The organism is Anaeromyxobacter sp. SG66, from assembly GCF_022690805.1.
Classification (GTDB): domain Bacteria; phylum Myxococcota; class Myxococcia; order Myxococcales; family Anaeromyxobacteraceae; genus Anaeromyxobacter; species Anaeromyxobacter soli.
Window position 1 is genome coordinate 1 of the sequence record NZ_JALCZC010000069.1, and the last position, 22,451, is coordinate 22,451.

The following is a 22,451-nucleotide window of genomic DNA, read 5'->3' on the forward strand; positions in this document are numbered from 1 at the left end:
AGCGGCGGCAGGGCCGCGACGGGGGTCGCGAGCTCGGCCGTCCCGACCGCGTCGCCGGCCACGAGCGCGAGCCCGGAGCGGGCGGAGGCGCGACGCTGGAGCGCGGCGGCGCGCTCGGCCTCCGCCTGGGCGCGGAACGCGGAGGCGCGGGCGAGGTCCGCGTCGAGCGCGAGCCCCTGCGCGTTCCGCTGGCGCACGAAGCGCTCGGTCTCCTTCGCCTGCGCGAGGAGGTCCTCGGCGTAGCGGACGCCCTCCTCCGCGACCTGCGCGCCGAAGTAGGCCTCCACGACGGCGGCGGCGGTCTCGAGGCGGCGGCGCTCGTGGCTCGCCGCCTCGGCGCCGGCCATGGCGCCGGCGGCGCGCGAGCCCGCCGCCACGCGGCCCCCGGTGAAGACCGGGAGGTTGAGGGCGGCGCTCGCCCCCCAGCCCCCCACCGCGTCGGGGTGGTTGAGCCGCGCGGGATCGAAGTCCGCCTGGCCGATGCGAGCCTGGTCGAGCTTCAGCCCGAAGGCCATCATCGGCTCGTCGGTGCGGACGCCGCGGCCGGAGAGCGAGAGCGTCGGGAGGTGTCCGGCGCGGGCGCGCGCCGCCTCCGCGCGCGCGGCCTCCACCTGGGCGGACGAGGCCTTGAGGCCGGCGTTCTCCTGCCAGGCGGCGCGGATCGCCTCCTGGATGGTGACGGGCGATGCCCCGGCGGCGCCGGCGGGGAGCGCCGCGAGCGCGGCGAGCGCCGCGAGGGCGAGCCCCTTCCACGTGAGCGGATGTCTTTTCACAGGCGATGCGAGCCGTCATCGCGTGAAAAGTTTCGGCAGCGAGCTCGTCTTCTTGCCGATGGGGCGTCGGCGAACCGCTTCGACCGGCGACGGCTCTAGGCGAGGCTAGGCCTCCTCGCCCGCGCGCATCCACGTCTTGAGTGTCGCAACCCGCTTGCGCCAGGTGCGGCTCGTGCGGACGTCCAGGAAGGCGCCGGTGAGCGCGTCCACGATCGCGGAGAGCCGCTCGGCGAGCTCGAGCCGCTCGAGCAGCCGATCGTCCTCCTCCTCGGTGAGGAGCTCGGGCAGCTTCGCGGCGCGCACGTCCAGGAACTCGGCGTCGAGCGTCGCCTCGTACACCCGCTCCGCGTGCTCGAGCCGCACGCGCGCCTGGTGCACGAGCAGGCCGGCGTCGAGCGCGCGGCGAACCTGGGCCGAGTACGGCGCGAGCGCGCCCCGCGCCACGAGCTCGGTCACGTCGCCCGCGATGCCGCGGAGCGTGAGCCGGCCGACGAAGACGACCGTCACCCCCGCCCCGTCGAGCTCGATCACGGGCTCCGTCGACTCCGAGCGCCACAGGAGCCACGTCAGCAGCTCGCGCCCGAGGTACGTGCGGCCGCGCAGGAGCTGCTCGCGCGCCTTGTCCTTCTCGACCTCGGCCTCGTCGCGGCGCTCCTCCTCGGTGGGGAGCCCGTCCACGCCCGCGGCGCCGCGCTGGAAGGCCGCGTCGGTCCGCGCCTGCTCACGCCTCGACATCGCTCACCTCCCGCCGCGACGACTCGAGGCCCACGAGCTCCGGCGTCGGCGCGAGCGCGGCGTCCGGGGTCCCTGCCCTGGCGGCGAGCGCGGCCGGGGTGAGCGGCGCGAGCTTCACCTCGAGGGCGGTCTCGAGCGCGGCCACGACCTCGTCCACCGCCTTGCGGGAGGCGGCCCAGATCTGCACCTGGCCGGCCTTCAGGTTCAGGCTGACGTCGTGGACGTGCGAGCTGGGGGTCGCGCGCTGGCGGAGCAGGTGGCGCACCGCCTCCTTGCGCTCGGCCTTCTCGCGCTTCGCCGGCGGGCGGCCGTGCTCCTTCTCGAACGCCACGCGCCAGCGCTCCAGCTCGACGCGCAGCGCCGCGGCCGGCACCTTGAGCGTGTCGACGCGGAAGGCGAAGAGCGCGTACTCGCCCTGGATGATCGAGGCGAAGGAGGTCGCGTCCTGATCCTCCAGCTCCACGAAGCCTGCGGCGCGCTCCTCGTCGCCCTTGGCGGGATCGAGCGGCTCGAAGGCGCCCGAGGCGAGCCCCTTCGCGAGCCAGCGCCGGGTGTCTGAGGGAGGCTTCTTGCCCGGCTCCCACCGGAACCGGGCGAACGTGACGGCACCACCGAGGACGGGCATGGGCCGCGCAACATGAGCGAGTCCCGGCCCGCCGTCAAGGCAGGCGGGCCCTCGGCCTCTACCGCTCGCCCTCGCGGTACGCCCGCAGCTTCCGCCAGAGCGTGTTCCGGCCGATGCCGAGCGCGCGCGCCGCCTCGACCTGAGAGCCGCCGCACGCCTCGAGGACCCGCAGCACGTGCTCGCGCTCGACCTCGGCGAGCGTGCGCGCCGGCGACTCCGCGCGGGCGGCGGGGCGCAGGAGCTCCTCGGGCAGGTGCTCGGGCCGGATCTCGCCGCCGCGGGCGAGCACCGCCGCGTGGCGCATCACGTTCTGGAGCTCGCGGACGTTGCCAGGCCACGCGTAGGCGAGGAGCAGCCGCTCGGCGTCCGGCGCGAGGCCCGCGGGAGGGCGCCGCTCCGCCGAGAGGAACTGGCGCGCGAGGGGGAGGACGTCCTCGCGCCGCTCGCGCAGGGGGGGCAGCCGGAGCACGAGCACCTTGAGGCGGTAGTAGAGATCCTCGCGGAAGCGGCCCTCCGCCACGCGCTGGGGGAGGTCGCGGTGCGTCGCGCAGACGATCCGGACGTCCACCCCGAACGCGCGCGTGTCGCCCACGCGCCGGATCTCGCCGTCCTCGAGCGCCCGCAGGAGCTTGGCCTGGAGGACGAGCGGCATCTCGGCGATCTCGTCGAGGAAGAGCGTCCCACCGTCGGCCGCCTCGAAGAGCCCCTCCTTCTCGGCGGTCGCGCCGGTGAACGCGCCGCGCACGTGCCCGAACAGCTCCGACTCGAGCAGCTCCGCCGGAAGGGCCGCCACGTTCACCGGCACGAACGGCCGGGCGCCGCGCGGGCTCGCGGCGTGGAGGGCGCGCGCGACGACCTCCTTCCCGGTGCCGCTCTCGCCGAGCACCACCACCGGCGCGTCGGAGTCCGCGAAGTCGTGGGCGCGACGGAGGGCCGCCTGCATGGCGGGACCCTCGGCGACGAGGTGGGCCGTGCGCGCGATGCGCGGGACGACGGTGTCGAGCCCGCAGACCTCGCAGGCGTCGTGCACGTGGAGCGGCGGCAGGGAGCGTTCCATGGTGTTCCAATCCGGTGCTTAACGGCGCCCGCGACGCCCCACAACCGCGCGATCGGCGAGCGTTCCCGCGCGGCACGCCGCGTGCTCCTCGGGAGCCCCGAAAGGAAACACGACCGAAATGCCCCACCTCGACCGCAGCGCCACCGTCGCCCAGATCGTCGCCGACCACGCCGTCGCCGCCCGCGTCTTCCAGAAGCACCAGATCGACTTCTGCTGCCACGGGAACGTCACCCTCCCGGAGGCCTGCGCGGGCCGGGAGCTCGACCCCGACGCGGTGTTCGCGGAGCTCGAGGCAGCCCTCCCGGCGAGCGGCGAGGCCTCGCTCGAGGCGGACCCCCGCTCGCTCCCGGTCCCCGCGCTCGTGGCTCACATCGTCTCGCACCACCACGCCTACCTGAGGCGGGCGATCCCGTTCATCGCCCCCCTCGCGGACAAGGTCGCCCGCGTCCACGGGCCGAGGAACGAGAAGCTCGAGGAGCTTCGCCTCACCTTCGCGGAGCTGGCGGACGCCCTCGAGCCGCACCTCGACGACGAGGAGCAGGTGCTCTTCCCGGCGCTCATGTCGCGCAGCCCGGACCCGGCGCTCGTCCGCCGCGAGCTCGAGCGCATGTACGAGGAGCACGTCGCGGTCGGGACGCTGCTCGCGCGGATGCGGGCGCTCGCCGACGGGTACGCGACGCCGGAGTGGGCCTGCTCCTCCTATCGGGTCCTCATGAGCGAGCTCGAGGCGCTCGAGGGCGACGTGCTCCGCCACGTCCACCTCGAGAACCACGTCCTCATGCCGCGGTTCGTCGCGGCGCGGGGAGCCCGGTGCTGAGCACGTCGCCCCCGGCGGTCACCGCTCCGCTCCGCGCGCAGCGCGCCCGCCTGCGCGAGACCCTGGCGGCGATAGACCATCGCGTCGGCGCGCTCGCCGGCCTGGAGGTGGACGCCGCCGTCGCCGAGATGCGCGCCGTCGTGAGCGCGCTCGACGCGTGCCTCAGGCCGCACCTCGCCTGGGAGGAGCGCACCCTGCACCCCGTCGTGGACAAGTACGCCTGCGAGGGCCCCGCCGCGTTCAGCGCGTCGATGCGCTACGAGCACGACATCATCCACCGCTGGAGCGCGGAGCTCGCGCGGCGGGCGGGTGGCGACCCGCGCGCCTTCGTCCGGCACGCGGATCGCCTGCTCGGGGTCGTGCTCGCGCACTTCGAGCTCGAGGAGCACGTCCTCTTCCCGATCCTCGATCGCACGCTCGGCGGCGACGCGTACCGCGCGCAGATCGGCGACCCGCCGGAGGGCTCAGGCCGAGGCGGGAGCCGCTGACGCCTGGGCGGGCTGCGCGACCGAGAGGATGCGGAGCCGCGCGACGCGCCCGTCCGGCAGTGGCCAGGCGATGTCGTCGCCGACGGCGAGCCCGAGCAGGGCCGCGCCGATGGGCGCGAGCACCGAGATGCGGCCCGAGGAGGCGTCGGCGTCCCGCGGGTAGACGAGCACGACCTCGCGACGCACCCCCGTCGCCTCGTCCACGAACGCGACGCGCGCGTCGAGCGTGACGACGTCGGGCGGCGCGACCTCCACCGGGATCGCGCGGTCGAGCTCGGCGTCGAGCTGCTCGGCGGCGGCGGCGTCGCGGCTCGCGAGGTGCTGGTCGACGAGCGCGCGCAGGCGGTCGAGATCGGCGCGGAGGACGTGGATGGGCTTGCGGACGGGCGCGGACATGACGGCTCCTTCGGAGGTCGCCCGCGCGGCCAGCGCGGGGGCGACGGGGGGTGGCTTGGATCCGGCGCGTGACGCGCCGGTCGGGGGACGCTGCCGGGGTGGCGCCTCGCCCTCGCTACAGCGGGGAGCGCGAGGCGCGGGCGAGGAGGCAGGCCGTCTCGCGAGCGCGCGCCGAGCCCGGCGCGCGCGGGGCCACCTGCCGCCGCGGCTGCGGGTGCGCGGAAGGGCGCGGGCGATGGCAGGCGATGGACGACATGCACCCGCTCGTCTAGCGGCGGGCGGGCGGCGCGTCAAGGCGCGGAGGCTCGCCGCTCCATCGGGTCGCGGGCCTCGCGGTCACGATGCGTGCGTCGGCCCGCTCCGCGTCGTATTCATGGCTCGGAACGCTCTGCGCCGCGCCCGCGTGGGCGCCCGCGCAGGAGCCGCCCGGCAACGGAGGGGAACCGATGGAGTACCGCAAGCTCGGCAACAGCGACCTCGTCGTGTCGGAGATCTCGCTCGGCTCGTGGCTCACCTACGGCGGCGGCGTGGCGCGCGCGGAGGCGGAGGGCTGCGTCCGCGCCGCCTTCGAGGCGGGCATCAACTTCATCGACACCGCCAACGTCTACTCCGGCGGGCGGGCGGAGGAGCTCCTCGGGGAGGTGCTCCGGGGCGTGCCGCGCGACTCCTACGTCCTCGCGACGAAGCTCTACTTTCCCATGTCCGAGACGGACCGCGGCCTGTCCGCCGCGCAGATCCGCAAGCAGCTCGACGCCTCGCTCCGGCGCCTCCGCCTCGACCACGTCGACCTGTACCAGTGCCACCGCTACGACCCGGAGACCCCGCTCGAGGAGACGATGGCGGCGCTCACCGAGGCGGTGCGGCAGGGCAAGACCCGCTACCTGGGGTTCTCGGAGTGGAGCGCGGACCAGGTCCGCGCGGCGCTGGCGCTCCCCGGCGAGCGCTTCGTGTCGAGCCAGCCGCAGTACTCGATCCTCTGGCGCGAGCCGGAGGCGGAGATCTTCCCGCTGTGCGCGGCGAACGGGATCGGCCAGATCGTCTGGTCCCCGCTCGCGCAGGGGATCCTCACCGGGAAGTACGCGCCCGGCGCCGCCGTCCCCCCCGGCTCGCGCGCGGCGAGCGCGACGATGGGCACCTTCATCCAGCGGCGGCTCGACGACCGCGTCCTGGAGGGCGTGCAGCGGCTCCGGCCGATCGCGGCCGAGCTCGGGATCACGCTCTCCCAGCTCGCGCTCGCGTGGGTGCTCCGACGTCGGGAGGTCTCGTCCGCGATCATCGGCGCCTCGCGGCCCGAGCAGGTGACGGAGAACGCGAGGGCGTCCGGCGTGAAGCTCGCGCCCGAGGTGCTGCGGCGCATCGACGAGGCGTTCTCCGTCTAGGTCCGAGCTTCGCGACGCGTGAACCTCGCGCGGCCGTCCGGCCTGCGCGCTCGAGACGTTCGGTGTAAATCACCCAGCGTGAATCCACGTCCCCGGAGCGGCCCGCCGCGGCGCCGCGGCGTGACGCGCGCGTCGGCCCGTTCTCGTGCGGATCCGGACGCTCCCGGCGTTCACTAAAGGTTGCTGGGCGATATCACCCACGCGGATTTGCCTCTCAGCAACCACGCGGCGACCCGGCACTCTTCCCTTACGGTCGCAGGTCACGCTAGACTCACCCCGTTCGGGATCAGGACATGTCGTGAATTGTCCACTTAGGGTGCGCCGTCACCGACAAGGGATCACCCAAACCGGGGATCTCGGTCGGCGCTCCGAAAGGGAGGAGTGCGTCATGAGGGGGAAGCTCTCGCTGCTGTCGCTGCTGTGGGTGGTCGCGCTGCTCGCGTGCAACGGCGCGGGCGACCCGGCACCCGCCGCGCTGGAATCGACCGATTTCGCCGTGGTGAACCAGACGGGCGCGGACGTGTTCCCGCCTCCCACCGGCTCCCAGGCCGCGCCCGCCGCCGCGTCCGACGGGACGAACCACCTCGTGGTCTGGTCCGACGCGCGGGGCGGCACCGGCCAGGATCTGTACGGCGCGCGGGTGAGCAAGGCCGGCGTCGTGCTCGGCTCCGCGCCGATCGTCATCTCCGCGGCCGCCGGCGACCAGGTCGAGGCGAGCGTGGCGTTCGACGGGGCGAACTACCTCGTGGTCTGGCAGGACTCGCGCGGCGCCACCGGGCGCGACGTCTACGGCGCGCGCGTCACGCCGGACGGAACGGTCCTGGATCCGGGCGGCATCCCGATCAGCACCGCGCTCGATCATCAGGTCGAGCCCGCGGTGGCCTTCGACGGCACGAGCTACCTCGTGGTCTGGGAGGACCGCCGGACCGGCTTCGGCGACGTGCGCGGCGCGCGCGTCGCACCGGACGGCACGGTCCTCGCCACGGACCTCGTCATCTCCGGGGCGCCGCTGCACCAGACGCAGCCCGCCGTCGCGTGCGCGACCGGCACCTGCCTCGTGGCGTGGCGCGACGGCCGCGCGGGTAGACCTGACGTGTACGGCGCGCGCGTGGCCGGTTCCACCGTGACGGACCCCGACGGCCTGCCGATCTCGCTGGCGGGCAGCAGCCAGGGCCGCCCGGCGATCGCCTCGGACGGGAGCGGCTTCCTCGTGGCCTGGAACGACACGCGCTCGGGGACGAGCGACGTGTTCGGCAGCCGCGTCAGCGCGTCCGGCCAAGTGCTCGACGCGTCCGGCCTCGCGATCGCCGCCGCGGCGGACGCACAGCAGACGCCGGACGTCGGCTTCGAGGGGGCGTACTACGTGGTCGCGTGGCACGATCGCCGCAGCGGCACCGCGTTCGACGTCTACGCGGCTCGCGTCACGAGCGCAGGCGCGGTGATCGACCCCTCGGGCTTCCTCGTCGGGACGGGCACGGGTGGGGTCACGACCTCCGTCTCCTCCGACCGCGCGGGCCGCGTGCTCGTCGCGTTCGACGCCCTGCTGGCCGTCGACCCCCTCACCACCGTCTCGCGCGTCCGGACGCAGGCGATCACGGTCCGCGCGGAGCTCACGGCCTCGCTCATCGGGAACGGCTCGGGGTCCGTCGTCTCCGAGCCGGCGGGCGTCGACTGCGGCGCGACCTGCGCCGCGATGTTCGACGCGCCCACGGTGGTCACCCTCACGCCCTCGGCGGCGGCCGGCTCGGCGTTCGTCGGGTGGTCCGGCGCCTGCGCCGAGGCGGGGCTCGGGCCCTGCACGCTGACGGTGGACGAGTCTCGCCTCGCCATCGCGAAGTTCTCTCCGCTGTACGCGCTCACCGTCACGCGGGCGGGGGCCGGGACCGGGGACGTCACCTCGGATCCGGCCGGCATCGCCTGCGGCGCGACCTGCGCGGCGGACCTCGTCGAGGGCACGGTCGTGACGCTCTCCGCCACGCCCAGCGCCACCTCCGTGTTCGCGGGCTGGTCCGGCGCCTGCTCGGGGACGGGGACCTGCGTCGTCCCGATGAGCGCCGCGCAGTCGGTCACCGCGACGTTCGTCCCGGGCTACAAGCTCACCGTGTCCAACATCGGCGGAGCGACCGGCACGGTGAGCGGCGGCGCCACCGGTCCCGTGGGGACGGGCACGATCGCGTGCACCACCGGCTCCACCACGGGCTGCACCGCGCTCGTGGCGAGCGGTGACTCCGTCACCCTGCGCGCCGCGCCGGGCACGGACGCCGTGTTCAAGGGCTGGACCGGCGGGTGCACGGGTCTCGGCGACTGCACGCTCACGATGAGCGCCGCGAAGACGGTGACCGCCAGCTTCCAGCCCTCGACCTACACGGTGAAGGTGAGCAGCTCCGGCGGCGGCGTCGGCACCATCACCGGTGAGGGCATCTCCTGCACCACGGGCTCCACCACCGGCTGCTCCGCGGTGGTGGCCAACACGACGCCGTCCACGGTGCTGACCCTGACCGCCACGCCCGACGCGAGCTCGGTGTTCAAGAGCTGGAGCGGGTGCACGAGCTCGTCCGGCAACACGTGCTCCGTCACCGTCTCCTCCGCGAAGAACGTGAACGCGGTGATCCAGCCGAGCACGTATCCCCTCACCGTCACGACCTCCGGCTCCGGCGGCGCGGGCGGGACGGTCACGGGCCCCGGGCTGAGCTGCACGACGGGCTCCACGGCGGGCTGCTCGGCCATCGTCGGGAACGGCGACACCGTCATCCTCACGGCGGCGCCCGACGCGACGTCCGTGTTCAAGCGCTGGAGCGGGTGCACGACCTACGACGGCGCCACCTGCACCGTCACCATGACGGGCGCCAAGACCGCCACGGCCTACTTCGAGCCCGCCCAGTACAAGCTCACCGTGACGACGTCCGGGACGAACGCCGGCGGCACCGTCACGGGCGCCGGGCTCGCCTGCACCACGGGATCCACGGACGGCTGCTCCGCCATGATCGCGAACGGCGCGACGGTGACGCTCACCGCCACGCCCGACGCGAGCTCGATCTTCAGGCGGTGGAGCGGGTGCGCCACCTCGGACGGCGCCACCTGCACCGTCACCATGACGAGCGCCAAGACCGCCACGGCCTACTTCGAGCCGGCCCAGTACAAGCTCTCGGTCGCGGTCTCGGGCGTCTCGGGCGCGAGCGGCTCCGTGAGCGGTCCTGGCATCGCGTGCCAGCCTGGCGCGACGGATGGCTGCTCGACGATGGTGGCCAACGGCGCCACCGTCACGCTCGTCGCCGAGCCCGCCGCCGGCTCCATCTTCAAGAGCTGGGCCGGGTGCACGAGCGTCGACGGCGCGACCTGCTCGGTCTCCATGACGAGCGCGAAGACCGCGACCGCGACGTTCCAGCCGAGCGAGTACCCGCTCACCGTCTCCATCTCGAACATGTACGGCTCGAGCGGCAGCGTCAGCGGCCCGGGCATCACCTGCACGCCGGGCGCGACGACGGGCTGCTCCACCTCGGTCGCGACGGGGACCACGATCACCCTCGTCGCGGAGCCCGCCGCCGGCTCGATCTTCAAGAGCTGGACGAACTGCACCTCCGTGAGCGGCACGAGCTGCAACGTCACCATGACGGCCGCGAAGACGGTGACGGCGACGTTCCAGCCGAGCGAGTTCCCGCTCACGGTCTCCATCACCGGCACGTCGGGCGCGAGCGGGTCGGTGAGCGGCCCGGGCATCAGCTGCACGCCCGGCGCGACGACCGGCTGCACCACCTCGGTCGCGAACGGCGACACGATCACGCTCGTCGCCGAGCCCGCCGCCGGCTCGCTCTTCAAGAGCTGGGCGAACTGCACCTCCGTGAGCGGCACGAGCTGCACGGTCACCATGGCGGCCGCGAAGACGGTGACCGCGTCGTTCATGCCGAGCGAGTACCCGCTCACCGTCACCGTCACGGGGACGTACGGCGCGAGCGGAACCGTGAGCGGGCCGGGGATCTCCTGCGCCCCCGGCGCGACGACGGGGTGCTCGACGACCGTCGCGAACGGCGCGACCGTCACGCTCCTCGCCGCGGCCGCCCCCGGCTCGATCTTCAAGAGCTGGTCGGGCTGCACGGCCGTCGACGGCGCGAGCTGCTCCGTCACCATGACGAGCGCGAAGACCGTGACCGCGACGTTCCAGCCCGCCACGTTCACGCTCACCGTGACGCCCACGGGGCTGGGGCACGGCACGGTGAGCGGGCCCGGCATCGCGTGCACGTCGGGCTCGCCCGACGGCTGCACGGCGGCGATCGACACCGGCACCACGGTGACGCTCTCCGCCTCGCCCAGCTCCACCTGCGACACCTTCGCGGGCTGGTCGGGCGGAGGGTGCATCGGGACGGGGACGTGCACCGTCACGATGACGGCGGCGAAGTCGGTGTCGGCGTCGTTCGGCACGACCGGCGCCACGCTCTGCTACCCCGTCGTGCCCTGACGGCGCGGTCGGGCCGGCTGCTGCCGGCCCGACCTTCACAGGACGGCGTGCATCGCGCGCGGGCCTCCGGGCCCGCGCGTTTTTTCTCGAGCGGGATCGCCGGAGAGGCTGCTGCGCGACTGCTCTAGACGCGCCGCGTCGCCGGGCCGCGCGCGGACCTCCTTCCTGCGGCCATCGAGAACCCTCCCCTCCCCCTGGGGCGTTTCGGCGCACCCCACAAGCTGTAAAGGTTCGCTCTCCACCTGGGTTCCACGCCGGAGGCCGGATGCCCGAGGAGACGATCCTCGAGACGCGCGACCTCGTGAAGGAGTTCGCCGGCTTCGTCGCCGTGAACGGCGTGTCGCTGCGCGTCGCGCGCGGCAGCATCCACGCGCTCATCGGCCCGAACGGTGCGGGCAAGACGACGGTCTTCAACCTCCTCACCCGGTTCCTCCCTGCGACGCGCGGCGCGATCCTGTTCAAGGGGGACGACGTCACGCACGCGCGGCCCGCCGAGGTGGCGCGGCGCGGCATCGTCCGGTCCTTCCAGATGTCCGCGGTGTTCCCGGCGCTCACCGCCCTCGAGAACGTGCGCGTCGCGCTGCAGCGTCCGCTCGGCACCTCCTTCCACTTCTGGCGCTCGGAGCGGACGCTGGACGCGCTCGAGGCGCGCGCCGTCGAGCTCCTCGCGGCGGTCGGGCTCGAGGCCGACCGCGACACCGTCGCGGTCGAGCTGCCCTACGGGCGCAAGCGCGCCCTCGAACTCGCGACCACGCTCGCCCTCGATCCGGAGCTGCTGCTCCTCGACGAGCCGACCCAGGGGATGGGCCACGAGGACGTGGGCCGCGTGGTCGCGCTCATCCGGCGCGTCGCGGCCGGTCGGACGGTGCTGCTCGTCGAGCACAACCTCTCGGTGGTGCAGGACCTCGCGCGGCGCGTGACGGTGCTCGCGCGCGGCGCGGTGCTCGCGGAGGGGAGCTACGACGAGGTCTCGCGCGATCCCGCCGTCCTCGAGGCGTACATCGGAGCGACCCCGTGATCGAGCCCGCGCGCCCCGAGCTCCTGCGCCTCGCGGGCCTCCACGCGTTCTACGGAGAGTCCCACGTGCTGCACGGCGTCGACTTCGCCGTGAGCGCGGGCGAGCTCGTCACGCTCCTCGGCAGGAACGGCTCCGGGCGCACGACCACCCTCAAGGCCATCCTGGGGCTCGTGGGGCGGCGCACGGGCTCGATCATGGTGAGCGGGCACGAGACCATCGGGCTGCCGACCCACCGCATCGTCCAGCTCGGCCTCGGGTTCTGCCCCGAGGAGCGCGGCATCTTCGCGAGCCTCACGGCGGAGGAGAACCTGACGCTCCCGCCGGTCGTCCGCTCGGGGGGCATGTCGCTCGAGGAGATCTACGAGATGTTCCCGAACCTCCGGGAGCGCCGGAGGAGCCCCGGCTCGCGGCTCTCCGGCGGAGAGCAGCAGATGCTCGCGATGGCCCGGATCCTCCGGACCGGGGCGCGGCTGCTCCTCCTCGACGAGATCACCGAGGGGCTCGCGCCCGTCATCGTGCAGGCCCTCGGGCGCGCCGTGCGCGCGCTCCGCGACCGCGGGTTCACGGTGATCCTGGTCGAGCAGAACTTCCGCTTCGTCGCCCCGCTCGCGGACCGTCACGTGCTGCTCGAGCGCGGGCGCGTGGTGGACACGATCACCCGGGACGAGCTCCCGGGAAAGCTGGAGTCGCTGCACCGCTTCCTGGGCGTCTAGCGCCGCCCAACCACGAAGGAGGGCACATGAGCCGGATCCCCCGAGTCGCCTGCTGCCTCGCCGCGCTGCTCGCGGCGCCCACCCTCGCCGCCGACAAGGTCTCGGACGGCGTCGTCAAGATCGGCGTCCTCACCGACATGACGGGCTACTACTCCGACCTCGCCGGCCCGGGCTCCGTGCTCGCCGCGCGGATGGCCATCGAGGACTTCGGCGGCAAGGTCCTCGGCAAGCCCGTCCAGCTCGTCTCGGCCGACCACCAGCTCAAGGCGGACGTCGCCTCCAACACCGCCCGCAAGTGGTTCGACCAGGAGCAGGTGGACGTGATCGCCGACCTGGTCTCGTCGTCCACGGCGGGCGCGGTCATGCCCGTCGCCGCGGAGAAGAAGCGCATCACCCTGCTCTCCGGCCCGGGCACGACCGCGTTCACCGGCGAGAAGTGCACCGCCTACAACGTCCACTGGACGTACAACAACTGGGCGCTCGCGAACGGCACGGGGCGCGAGGTGGTGCGCCAGGGCGGCGACACCTGGTACTTCGTCACGGCCGACTACATCTTCGGCCGCTCGCTCGAGGAGGACACCACGAAGGTGGTGAAGGCCGCGGGCGGCAAGGTGCTCGGGTTCGCCCGGCACCCCTCGCCGGGCACGACCGACTTCTCGAGCTACCTGCTGCAGGCGCAGTCGTCCGGCGCGAAGATCGTCGGCCTCGCGAACGCCGGCGCCGACACCGTGAACTGCATCAAGCAGGCGAACGAGTTCGGCGTCACGCCCAAGCAGAGCCTCGCGGGCCTGCTCGTCTTCATCACCGACGTCCACAGCCTCGGGCTCGACACCGCGAAGGGCATGTACCTCACCACCGCGTTCTACTGGGACATGAACGACGAGACGCGCAAGTGGTCGGAGCGCTTCTTCGCTAAGCACAAGAAGATGCCGACCATGGTCCAGGCGGGCGTGTACTCGTCGGTCATGCACTACCTGAAGGCGGTGCAGGCGGCGGGCACCGACGACGCGGACGCGGTGATGGCGAAGATGAAGGCCACGCCGGTGAACGACTTCTTCGCGAAGAACGCGCGCATCGGGCCCGACGGGCTCCTCCGCCACGACATGTACCTCGCCCGCGTGAAGGCGCCGGGCGCGTCCAAGAAGCCTTGGGACTACTACGAGATCGTGAAGACGATCCCGGCCGCCGAGGCGTTCCCGACCGTCGAGCAGCAGGCCTGCCCGCTCGCGAAGTCCGCCTCGCCCGCGGTGATGAAGAAGTAGCGTCGCGCGATGCAGGCGCTCTTCGGGCAGCTCCTCGTCGGCCTCATCAACGGGTCGTTCTACGCGCTCCTGTCGCTGGGGCTCGCGATCATCTTCGGGCTGCTCAACGTCGTGAACTTCGCGCACGGCGCGCAGTACATGATGGGCGCCTTCGCCGCGTGGATGGCGGCGACGTACCTCGGGGTCGGCTACTTCTGGGCGCTCCTGCTCGTGCCCGCGGCGATGGGCCTCGTGGGCGTCGCCGTGGAGCGGCTGCTCCTGCGGAGGCTGTACGGGCTCGACAACCTGTACGGCCTCCTCCTCACCTTCGGCCTCACGCTCATCGCCGAGGGCCTGTTCCACCAGGCCTACGGGAACTCCGGGAGCACCTACCCGGTGCCCGCCGCCCTCCGGGGCGGCGTGAACCTCGGGTTCATGTACCTGCCCCTCTACCGGGCCTGGGTGGTGGTCGTGTCCGTCGTCGTGTGCGCGGCGAGCTGGTTCGTCATCGAGCGGACCAAGCTCGGCGCGTACCTGCGGGCGGGCACGGAGAACCCGAGGCTCCTGCAGGCCTTCGGCGTCAACGTGCCGCTCATGTTCACGCTCACCTACGGCTTCGGCGTGGCGCTCGCGGCCTTCGCCGGGGTGATGGCGGCGCCGGTCTACCAGGTGACCCCGCTCATGGGGAGCTCGGTCATCATGGTGGTGTTCGCGGTGGTCGTGATCGGCGGCATGGGCTCCATCGCGGGCTCGATCTTCACCGGCATCGGCATCGGGCTCGTGGAGGGGCTCACGCGCTACCTCTACCCGGAGGCCTCGAGCGTGGTCGTGTTCGTGGTGATGGCGCTCGTCCTGCTCGTCCGCCCGGCCGGGCTGTTCGGGAGGCAGCGATGAGCGGCCGCGCGCTGCGGGCCTGGGCGTGGGCGGCGATGGTGCTCGTGGGCCTCGCCGCGCCGTACCTCGTCTACCCGGTCTTCGCGATGAACGTGCTCTGCCTCGCTCTGTTCGCGAGCGCGTTCAACCTCCTGCTCGGCTACGCCGGGCTCCTCTCCTTCGGCCACGCGGCGTTCCTCGGCTCCGCGGCCTACGTCACGGGGATCACGCTGCGCACCTGGGGGCTGCCGACGGAGCTCGGCGTCCTCGCGGGCACCGCGGTCGCGACCCTGCTCGGGCTCGTGTTCGGCGCGCTGGCGATCCGACGCTCCGGGATCTACTTCGCGATGATCACGCTCGGCTTCGCGCAGCTCGTCTACTTCCTCGTCGTCCAGCTGCCCTGGACCGGGGGCGAGGACGGGCTGCAGGGGATCCCCCGCGGCAAGGCGCTCGGCGTCCTCGCGCTCGACGGGCCGATCACGACCTACTACTTCGTCTACGCGGCGTTCCTCGCCGGCTTCTGGCTCATCCAGCGGGCCATCCACTCGCCCTTCGGCCACGTGCTCCGCGCGATCCGCGAGAACGAGCCGCGGGCGCTGTCGCTCGGCTACGACGTCGCGCGCTACAAGCTGCTCGCGTTCGTCCTCTCGGCCGCCCTCTCGGGCCTCGCAGGGTCGCTCAAGGCGGTGGTGCTCCAGTTCGCGTCGCTCTCCGACGTCCACTGGCACCGCTCCGGCGAGGTCGTGCTCATGACGCTGCTCGGCGGCATGGGGACGGTGCTGGGGCCGTCGGTCGGAGCGCTGCTCGTCGTCACCCTCGAGAACTACCTCGCCGACGTGGGATCGTGGGTGACGGTCATCACCGGCGCGGTGTTCGTCGCGTGCGTGCTCGCGTTCCGGCGCGGCATCGTCGGCGAGGTGCGCGCGCTGGTGCGCCGCTCGTTCATCGGAGGGAAGCCATGACGGTGGAGATCCAGGGTCGCATCGCGGTGGTGACCGGCGCCGCGAGCGGCATCGGGCTCGAGATCGCGACACAGCTCGCGCAGGCGGGCGCGCGCGTGACGCTCGCGGACCTGAACGGCCCCGCCGCCGCCGCGGCGGCGGGCGCGATCGCCGAGGCCGGCTTCGCGGTGCGCGGCGTCGCCTGCGACGTGACGAGCGAGGCGGAGGTGAGCGCCGTCCTCGAGGAGGTGGTCGCCGAGGACGGGCGCCTCGACGTGCTCGTGAACAACGCGGGGCTGCAGCACGTCGCGCCCATCGAGGAGTTCCCCACCGAGCGCTTCGAGCTGCTCCTGCGCGTGATGCTCGTCGCGCCGTTCCTCGCGACGAAGCACGCCTTCCCGGTGATGAAGCGCCAGGGCTTCGGCCGGATCCTGAACGTCGCGTCGGTGAACGGCCTCGTCGGCTTCGCGGGAAAGTCCGCCTACAACAGCGCGAAGCACGGCCTCATCGGCCTCACGAAGGTCGCGGCCCTCGAGGGCGCCCCGCACGGCATCACCGTGAACGCCCTCTGCCCGGGCTACGTGGAGACCCCCCTCGTCCGCAACCAGCTCGCGGACCTCGCCCGCACGCGCGGCGTGCCGCTCGAGCGCGTCCTCGAGGAGGTCATCTACCCCCTCGTGCCGCTCAGGCGGCTGCTCACGCCGCGCGAGGTGGCCGAGTACGCGCTGTTCCTCACGAGCGACGGCGCCGCGGGAATCACCGGGGCGACCGCGGTGATCGACGGAGGGTACACGGCGCAGTAGGACCGGCGACCCTCGACCCCGACCTCCTCGACCCCGACCCCGACCCTCGGCCCCGCCCCCCGGCGGACGCGACCGCGCCCGCCTCCGCCTCCCCTCAGCGCGTGTGGACCGTCACGACCGCGGAGAGGCCCGCGCGGAGCGAGAGGTCCGGCGGAGGAGACACCCAGGCGATCCGGACGGGCACGCGCTCGACGACCTTCACGAAGTTGCCGGAGGCGTTGTCCGGCGGGAGCAGCGCGAAGCGCGCGCCGGTGCCGCCGGAGATGCTCTCGACTCGCCCCTCGATCGTCCGGCCCGAGTAGGCGTCCACCTCGACCTCCACCTTCTGCCCGGGGCGGAGCGCGCCGGTCTGCGTCTCCTTGAAGTTCGCGACGACGTAGGTGCGATCCGGCACGAGCTGCCCCAGCACCTGCCCGGGCGCCACGATCTGGCCGACGCGCGCGCCGAGCCGCGAGACGACGCCGTCGGCGGGAGCGCGGACCTCCGTGTAGCCGAGCTGGAGCTTCGCGAGCGCGAGCGCGGCCTCGGCGCTCTTCTCGCGCGCCTGGGCGAGCTCGGCGTTCGCGAGCGCTGCGGCGTACTGCGCGCGGTTCGCGCCGGCGCCCGCACGCGCGGTCTCGCTCGACACGCGCGTCGCGTCGTACTGGCTCGCCGCGATGGCCTCGCCCTTCTTGAGCTCGTCGGCCCGCCGCAGGTCCGACAGGGCCTTCTCCGCCTCGGCCTCCCCGCGGGTGACGGTGGCCCGGGCGGCGCCCACCTGGGCGTCGGCGGCCTGACCCTGGGCGCGCGCGGTCGCGAGCTCCGCCTCGGCCTGCCGGACGCGCAGCTCGTAGTCGGCGGGGTCGAGCCGCAGGATGGGCTGGCCCGCCTTCACCGGGGCGTCGTCCTTCACGAGCAGCTCGGCGACGGGACCGCCGACGCGCGCCGCGAGGGCGACCACGTCCGCCTCGACCTGCGCGTCGTCCGTCACCTCCTCCCCGCGGTGCAGGTACTCCCAGCCGGCGAACCCGCCGAGGAGCAGGAGCGCCAGGGCGGCGCCGCCCAGGATCACGCGGCGCCGCGATCGCCCCGGAGCGGGCGCGGCGGCCGCCGGGGGAGGCGCCGCGGGGAGCGGCCTGACCTCGTGGAGCTTCGGATCGGAAGGGGTCATCTTCTACATCTCCATCTCGACGTGCACCGGCTCGCCGGAGCCACGCCTGGCCTTGAGGAAGAAGAGCAGCGGCAGGACGCAGAGGAAGAGGAGGCCGGTGAGGAGCAGCACCTTCTCGAAGGACAGCACCATCGCCTGCCGCCGGACGATGCCGTCGAGGGCGCGGAGCGCGGCCTCGCGCGCGGCGACCGGGTCGAAGCCGCGCTGCTGGAACCCCGCCGCGAGCTGCGCGAGGCGCGACTGCACCTCCGGCCGGTCCACCGTGAGGTGGCTCGCGACGGCGGCGCGCGCGTGGACGCCGTAGCGGGAGAGCAAGGTCGCGAACACCGCGAGGCCCATCGAGGCGCCCACCTGGCGGAGCAGCGAGTTCAGGCCCGTCGCGTCCGCGAGCCGCATGCGCGGGACGTTCGACAGCGCGACCGTGGTGAGGGGCACGAACAGGAAGCTGAACCCCACGCCCTGGACCAGGATCGCGTGGGTGATGCCCGCGGCGGAGGTGGCCAGCGTCACGTGCGACACCGCGAAGGCGCCGTAGGCGACGAGGAGCACCCCGATCGCGATGAGGAGCCGCGCCGACACCTTGCCGTAGAGCCGCCCCACGATCGGCGTCACCGCCATCATGACGAGCACGCGCGGCATGAGCGCGAGCCCCGACTGCATGGCGGTGAACCCGAGCAGCTCCTGCATGAAGAGCGGCAGGAGGAACATGCTCGCCATGAGGATCGAGAACATCACCGCGCCGATCAGGGTCCCGGAGGTGAAGACCGGATCCTTGAAGAGGCGGAGGTTCACGGCGGGGGCCTTCGCGGTGAGCTCGCGCCACACGAACAGCGCGAGGCCGACGACCGCCACCGCCGCGGCGGCGACGATGAGCCCGGACTGGAACCAGTCCTCCTGCTGGCCCTCCTCGAGGAAGAACTGCAGGGCGGCGAGGCCGACGGCGAGGAGCGCGATGCCGAGCCAGTCGAGGTTCCGCCGCTGCTCGGCCGCCGCGGCGGCGTTCGCGGCGCGGATGTCCTCCGGCTCCTGCACGAACTGCCAGACCATGAACAGGCCGAGCGCGCCGACGGGCAGGTTGATGAAGAAGATCCACGACCAGTGATAGTTGTCGACGATGTAGCCGCCCAGCGTCGGGCCGATCGCCGGGCCGACCATCACGGCCATCCCGAAGAGCGCCATCGCCATCCCCTGCTCCTTCGGCGGGAAGGTCTGGCGCAGGATGGCCTGCTCGGTGGGCTGCAGCGCCCCCGCCCCGAGCCCCTGGAGCGCGCGGAACAGGACGAGCTCGGGGAGGCTCGAGGCGACGCCGCACAGCGCCGACCCGGCGAGGAAGAGCACGAGGCTCGCCAGGTACACGCGCTTCTGGCCGAAGAGCCGGCCGAGGAACGCCGTGAGGGGCATCACGATGACCGTCGCGATGACGAAGCCGGTCGTGATCCAGGTGATCTCCTGGACCGTCGCCCCGACGGCCCCGCGGATCTGCGGCAGCGCGACGTTCACGATCGACGAGTCGATCGCGCCCATGAGCGTCCCGAACGTCACCGAGACGGTCACGAGCCACTTGTTCGGCACCGGCCGGGCGGCGGCCATCGGCGCGGAGAGCGTGGCGGTGCTCACCGGCGTGCTCCCTCCAGGAAGAGCTCGAGCAGCGCGGCCGCCGCGCGATCGAAGGGTGCGTGCTCCTCGATGGTGCGGGTGAGCACGATCCGGACCATGCCCACGAAGGCGAGCGCGAACACGCCGGCCTCGTCCTTCCGGAGCTCTCCGGACGCGATCGCCCGCCGGACGACGGCCTCGACCCGCGCCGTGAGCTCGTCGCCGAGCCGCGCCGGCCGCGCCCGCGCCGGCCCCTCGCCCGCCTGCACGAGCACGGTGAGGAACGGCCCATGGGCCGCCGCGTGCTCGCTGACGGCCTCGAGGTAGGCGCGGAGCTGGGTCGCGACCGGCTCGCCCCTCACGGCCGCGATCGCCGCGTCGACGCGGGCGAGCAGCCGCTCGCGCCGCGAGCGCGCGAGCGCGCCGAGCAGCGCCTCGCGATCCGCGAAGTGGTTGTAGAGGGTGCCCACCGCGACGCCGGCCCGAGCGGCGATCCGCTCCATGCGCGCGGCGTGCAGCCCCTCGCCCGCGAACTCGTGCTCCGCCGCCTCGAGGATGGCGCGGCTGGTCTCCTCGCGGAGGCGGTCGCGCAGGCGGGGGTGAGCTGAGGAGCGGGTCATTCGATGAATCTCCGTTCAACTTATGAACCCGACTTAACGCTAACTGTCGCAGGCGTCAACCGGCGCGCGCGTTCCCGCACGCAGTGGACAGCTCCCCAGGAGCGCGCGCCCCCTCCGGGCAGCGGCGGCGTCCCTCGTCGGGGAGAATCTCCCCGCCCGCGGGCGCGAACCGTCCCCGTTCTCCCCGACCCCGAGCGCTCGGGCGGGGCCACGCCGCTCGATCGGCCGCAACCCACTCGGCCGGCTTCTCCGTGACGTGCCGGCGCGAGCGCCACATCTTACGCTCGGTGACCATGTCACCCGTCGATCCTCGAGCCCCTGCCCCGCCGCCGCGCTCGCGGCGCTGGGCGCGCGCGCGCGTCGTCCGCGCGGTCGCCCGCGTCGCGTGGATGGACGTCGTCGCCTTCCTCGGAGCGGGCGCCGCGATGCTCCCGATCCTCCGGCGCCGGCGCCCGCTCGGCCGCGAGCTGCACCCGGGCGACGCGGTCGCCCCGACGCCGCCCACCGACCGCCGCGCCTCGCAGGCCTGAGCCCCCGAATGCGAATCGGCATCGTCACCGAGTACTACTACCCGAGCATCGGCGGCGTTCAGGAGCACGTCCACCACTTCGCCCGCGAGGCGCGCCGCCTCGGCCACGTCGCGCGCATCGTCACGAGCGAGATGCCGGATCTCGCCGCGGCCGACGCCGCCGGCGGCCCGGGCGTCGCCGAGGCGCCGGACGTGCTGCGCGTGGGGCGGAGCGTCCCGCTCTACCTGAACGGCGGCTTCGGACGCGTGTCCGTCGGCTATGGCCTCTCCCGGACGGTGCGCGAGACGCTCGAGCGCGAGCGGTTCGACGTCGTGCACGTGCACTGCCCGCTCACCCCGGTCCTCCCCTGGCTCGCGATCCACCACGCGCGCTGCCCGGTGGTCGGGACCTTCCACACGAACTTCCGCCCCGGCCGCGCCTGGGCGCTCACGCAGCTCTGGCAGCGCCGCTACCTCGAGCGGCTCGACGCGGCCGTCGCGGTGTCCCACGCGGCGGCAGGGCCGTACGAGCAGCGGCTGCGCGCCAGCTTCCGCATCATCCCGAACGGCGTGGACACGGAGCGCTTCGGCTCGGGCCAGCGGCTCGAACGCTTCGACGACGGGCGTCTCAACGTGCTCTGGGTGGGGCGGCTCGAGCCGCGCAACGGCCTCGACGTGATGATCGAGGCGTTCGCCCTCCTCCGCCGCTCCTTGCCCGCGCGGCTCCTCGTCGTCGGGGACGGTCCGCTCCGCGGCCGCTACGAGGACCGGGTCCCCCCGGAGCTCCGCGACGAGATCGTGTTCGCGGGCGTCTCCCGTGACGACCGGCCGGACTGGTACGCGACCGCGGACGTCTACTGCGCGCCCACCCGCATCGCGTCGTTCGGGGTGACGCTCCTCGAGGCGATGAGCGCCGGGAAGCCCGTCCTGGCGTCGGACATCGCCGGCTTCCGCGAGGTCATGCAGCACGAGCGCGAGGGAGAGCTCCTCCCGCCGGCCGACCCGGCGGCGTGGGCGCGCGCGCTCGCGCGCCTCGCTTCGGACCGCGCGCTCGCGGCGGCCTACGGTGCGCGCGGCAAGCTCACCGCGACGCGGTACGCGTGGCCGCGGGTGGCGCGCCAGGTGCTCGAGCTGTACCGCGCGGTCGGCGCGGCCTGAGCGGCACCTCGGGTGATCGCGCGCGCCGTCGTATAGGATTCTCCAGGGACCCGATGCCGCTCCGCAAGCAGGCCCTCCTCGCGGTCGCCGTCGCCGCGCTCGCCGCCCTCCTCGGCGGCGCCGCGCTCCTCGCCGTGCGCGGCAGCCCCTTTGCGGGGCTCGGGCTCGCGGCGGTCACCCTCGCGCTCGCCGCGGCCGCCGCCGACGCGCTGTGGCCGACGTTCGATCCCGGCGGGACGAGCCTGCGCGCCGGGCGCCGCGATCGCCCCGAGGTCGCCCTCACCTTCGACGACGGGCCGGGGCCGGACACGGGCGCGGTGCTCGACGCCCTCGACCGCGCCGGCGTGAAGGCCACCTTCTTCGTGCTCGGCCGCGCCGCCGAGGCGGCCCCCGAGCTCGTGCGCGAGACGGCCCGGCGTGGGCACCTCGTCGCACAGCACGGCCACGGCCACGTGAAGCTCCACCTCGCGGGCCCGGCCACCCTCGCGGCGGAGCTCGACCGCGGCGCCGCCGCGATCCGCGCGGCGGGGGTCGAGCCGGCGCCGTTCTTCCGCGCGCCGCACGGCTTCAAGTCGGCGCTGCTCCGCCGGGCCCTGCGGAGACGCGGCCTCGTGCTCGTCGCGTGGACGCGCGGCGTCTGGGACACGGAGCGGCCGGGCGCCGCGGCGATCGCGGATCGCGCCTGCGCCCGGATGCGCGGCGGCGAGATCCTGCTGCTCCATGACGGCGCCGGCGAGGCGGCCGGCGAGCGCGACCCCGCGCCGGCGCGACGCCGGGAGCAGACGGCCGAGGCGATCCCCGAGCTCGTCCGCCGCTGGCGCGCCGCGGGGTTCCGCTTCGTGACGCTCGACCGGCTCGAGCGATCTCCGCGCGCCGCCGGCGGTGGCCTCGCCGCGCGGCTCGGCGGGCTCGCCGTCCTGGCCTTCCTCGTGACGCTCGGGCTGCGTCACGCCGACGTCCGGGGCGTCGCGCGCGCGCTCGCCGGCGCCGACCCGGCGCTGCTCCTCGCGGCGGCGCTCGCGAACGTGGGCGGGCTCGCGGCGCAGGCGCTGCGCTGGCACGTGCTCGTCCGCCCCGTGGCGCCACGCGCGACCTACGGCGCGAGCT

The 22,451-nt window shown here is 73.9% G+C and carries 21 protein-coding genes; 13 read left to right on the plus strand and 8 right to left on the minus strand.

Translation table 11 applies throughout. The features are described from left to right. From MNZ39_RS16785 to MNZ39_RS16800, 4 genes are all read right to left on the minus strand, one after another. A partial coding sequence (locus tag MNZ39_RS16785) for a TolC family protein (RefSeq protein WP_242340234.1) occupies positions 1-773 on the minus strand: 773 nt, incomplete at its 3' end. Between the two features lie 105 nt (positions 774-878). After that, positions 879-1,508, minus strand: coding sequence for a hypothetical protein (locus MNZ39_RS16790; protein ID WP_242340235.1), 630 nt, complete (start codon positions 1,506-1,508; stop codon positions 879-881). Then, positions 1,495-2,133, minus strand: coding sequence for a recombination-associated protein RdgC (rdgC, locus tag MNZ39_RS16795; RefSeq protein WP_242340236.1), 639 nt, complete (start codon positions 2,131-2,133; stop codon positions 1,495-1,497). The genes MNZ39_RS16790 and rdgC overlap by 14 nt, the downstream gene beginning before the upstream one ends. A gap of 58 nt (positions 2,134-2,191) precedes the next feature. Beyond that, positions 2,192-3,190 (minus strand): sigma-54-dependent Fis family transcriptional regulator, encoded by a 999-nt coding sequence (locus tag MNZ39_RS16800; protein WP_242340237.1) that lies wholly within the window; start codon positions 3,188-3,190, stop codon positions 2,192-2,194. A gap of 118 nt (positions 3,191-3,308) precedes the next feature. On the opposite strand from MNZ39_RS16800, the gene ric reads away from it, so the two are divergent. Together ric and MNZ39_RS16810 are read left to right on the plus strand one after the other, a co-directional pair. Continuing rightward, on the plus strand, positions 3,309-4,007 hold the full coding sequence (gene ric, locus MNZ39_RS16805; protein ID WP_242340238.1) for an iron-sulfur cluster repair di-iron protein: 699 nt from the start codon (positions 3,309-3,311) through the stop codon (positions 4,005-4,007). Further along, positions 4,001-4,495, plus strand: coding sequence for a hemerythrin domain-containing protein (locus MNZ39_RS16810; protein WP_242340239.1), 495 nt, complete (start codon positions 4,001-4,003; stop codon positions 4,493-4,495). Before ric ends, MNZ39_RS16810 begins: the two co-directional genes overlap by 7 nt. Here the strand turns inward: MNZ39_RS16810 and rnk are convergent. Continuing rightward, complete coding sequence (gene rnk, locus MNZ39_RS16815) at positions 4,472-4,891, minus strand: nucleoside diphosphate kinase regulator (protein ID WP_242340240.1); 420 nt, start codon at positions 4,889-4,891, stop codon at positions 4,472-4,474. The two genes, MNZ39_RS16810 and rnk, sit on opposite strands and share 24 nt — an antisense overlap. Before the next feature lie 446 nt (positions 4,892-5,337). Between rnk and MNZ39_RS16820 the strand changes: the two genes are divergently transcribed. From MNZ39_RS16820 to MNZ39_RS16855, 8 genes are all read left to right on the plus strand, one after another. After that, on the plus strand, positions 5,338-6,270 hold the full coding sequence (locus tag MNZ39_RS16820; protein ID WP_242340241.1) for an aldo/keto reductase family protein: 933 nt from the start codon (positions 5,338-5,340) through the stop codon (positions 6,268-6,270). A gap of 388 nt (positions 6,271-6,658) precedes the next feature. Continuing rightward, positions 6,659-10,723 carry a hypothetical protein gene (locus MNZ39_RS16825; protein ID WP_242340242.1) on the plus strand — a complete coding sequence of 1,355 codons (4,065 nt, stop codon included), beginning with the start codon at positions 6,659-6,661 and terminating at the stop codon, positions 10,721-10,723. 265 nt (positions 10,724-10,988) lie between these two features. Next, positions 10,989-11,741: an ABC transporter ATP-binding protein gene (locus MNZ39_RS16830; protein WP_242340243.1), complete on the plus strand. Its 753-nt coding sequence runs from the start codon at positions 10,989-10,991 to the stop codon at positions 11,739-11,741. Continuing rightward, positions 11,738-12,454 (plus strand): ABC transporter ATP-binding protein, encoded by a 717-nt coding sequence (locus tag MNZ39_RS16835; RefSeq protein WP_242340244.1) that lies wholly within the window; start codon positions 11,738-11,740, stop codon positions 12,452-12,454. Before MNZ39_RS16830 ends, MNZ39_RS16835 begins: the two co-directional genes overlap by 4 nt. Positions 12,455-12,480: 26 nt before the next feature. Continuing rightward, positions 12,481-13,716: an ABC transporter substrate-binding protein gene (locus tag MNZ39_RS16840; protein WP_242340245.1), complete on the plus strand. Its 1,236-nt coding sequence runs from the start codon at positions 12,481-12,483 to the stop codon at positions 13,714-13,716. Positions 13,717-13,725: 9 nt separating this feature from the next. Beyond that, entirely contained in the window at positions 13,726-14,589 is an 864-nt protein-coding gene (locus MNZ39_RS16845) for a branched-chain amino acid ABC transporter permease (protein ID WP_242340246.1), read from the plus strand. Continuing rightward, complete coding sequence (locus tag MNZ39_RS16850; protein WP_242340247.1) at positions 14,586-15,530, plus strand: branched-chain amino acid ABC transporter permease; 945 nt, start codon at positions 14,586-14,588, stop codon at positions 15,528-15,530. The genes MNZ39_RS16845 and MNZ39_RS16850 overlap by 4 nt, the downstream gene beginning before the upstream one ends. Further along, positions 15,527-16,312, plus strand: a complete 786-nt coding sequence (locus MNZ39_RS16855; RefSeq protein WP_242340248.1) for a 3-hydroxybutyrate dehydrogenase — start codon at positions 15,527-15,529, stop codon at positions 16,310-16,312. Before MNZ39_RS16850 ends, MNZ39_RS16855 begins: the two co-directional genes overlap by 4 nt. A gap of 94 nt (positions 16,313-16,406) precedes the next feature. Here MNZ39_RS16855 and MNZ39_RS16860 read toward each other — a convergent pair whose 3' ends face one another. From MNZ39_RS16860 to MNZ39_RS16870, 3 genes are read right to left on the minus strand one after another with little or no spacing between them, the layout of a single operon-like run. Beyond that, positions 16,407-17,462 carry an HlyD family secretion protein gene (locus MNZ39_RS16860; protein ID WP_242340249.1) on the minus strand — a complete coding sequence of 352 codons (1,056 nt, stop codon included), beginning with the start codon at positions 17,460-17,462 and terminating at the stop codon, positions 16,407-16,409. Between the two features lie 3 nt (positions 17,463-17,465). After that, positions 17,466-19,079 (minus strand): DHA2 family efflux MFS transporter permease subunit, encoded by a 1,614-nt coding sequence (locus MNZ39_RS16865; protein ID WP_242340250.1) that lies wholly within the window; start codon positions 19,077-19,079, stop codon positions 17,466-17,468. Next, the gene (locus tag MNZ39_RS16870; protein ID WP_242340251.1) at positions 19,076-19,678 is read right to left on the minus strand and encodes a TetR/AcrR family transcriptional regulator; all 603 of its coding nucleotides are present in this window, start codon (positions 19,676-19,678) and stop codon (positions 19,076-19,078) included. The genes MNZ39_RS16865 and MNZ39_RS16870 overlap by 4 nt, the downstream gene beginning before the upstream one ends. A 287-nt stretch (positions 19,679-19,965) precedes the next feature. On the opposite strand from MNZ39_RS16870, the gene MNZ39_RS16875 reads away from it, so the two are divergent. The 3 genes from MNZ39_RS16875 to MNZ39_RS16885 all read left to right on the plus strand — a co-directional run. Beyond that, positions 19,966-20,208, plus strand: coding sequence for a hypothetical protein (locus MNZ39_RS16875; protein WP_242340252.1), 243 nt, complete (start codon positions 19,966-19,968; stop codon positions 20,206-20,208). Between the two features lie 8 nt (positions 20,209-20,216). Next, entirely contained in the window at positions 20,217-21,344 is a 1,128-nt protein-coding gene (locus tag MNZ39_RS16880) for a glycosyltransferase family 4 protein (protein WP_242340253.1), read from the plus strand. Positions 21,345-21,397: 53 nt separating this feature from the next. Next, positions 21,398-22,451 (plus strand): polysaccharide deacetylase family protein (locus MNZ39_RS16885; RefSeq protein WP_242340254.1); only part of this gene is annotated, 1,054 nt, incomplete at its 3' end.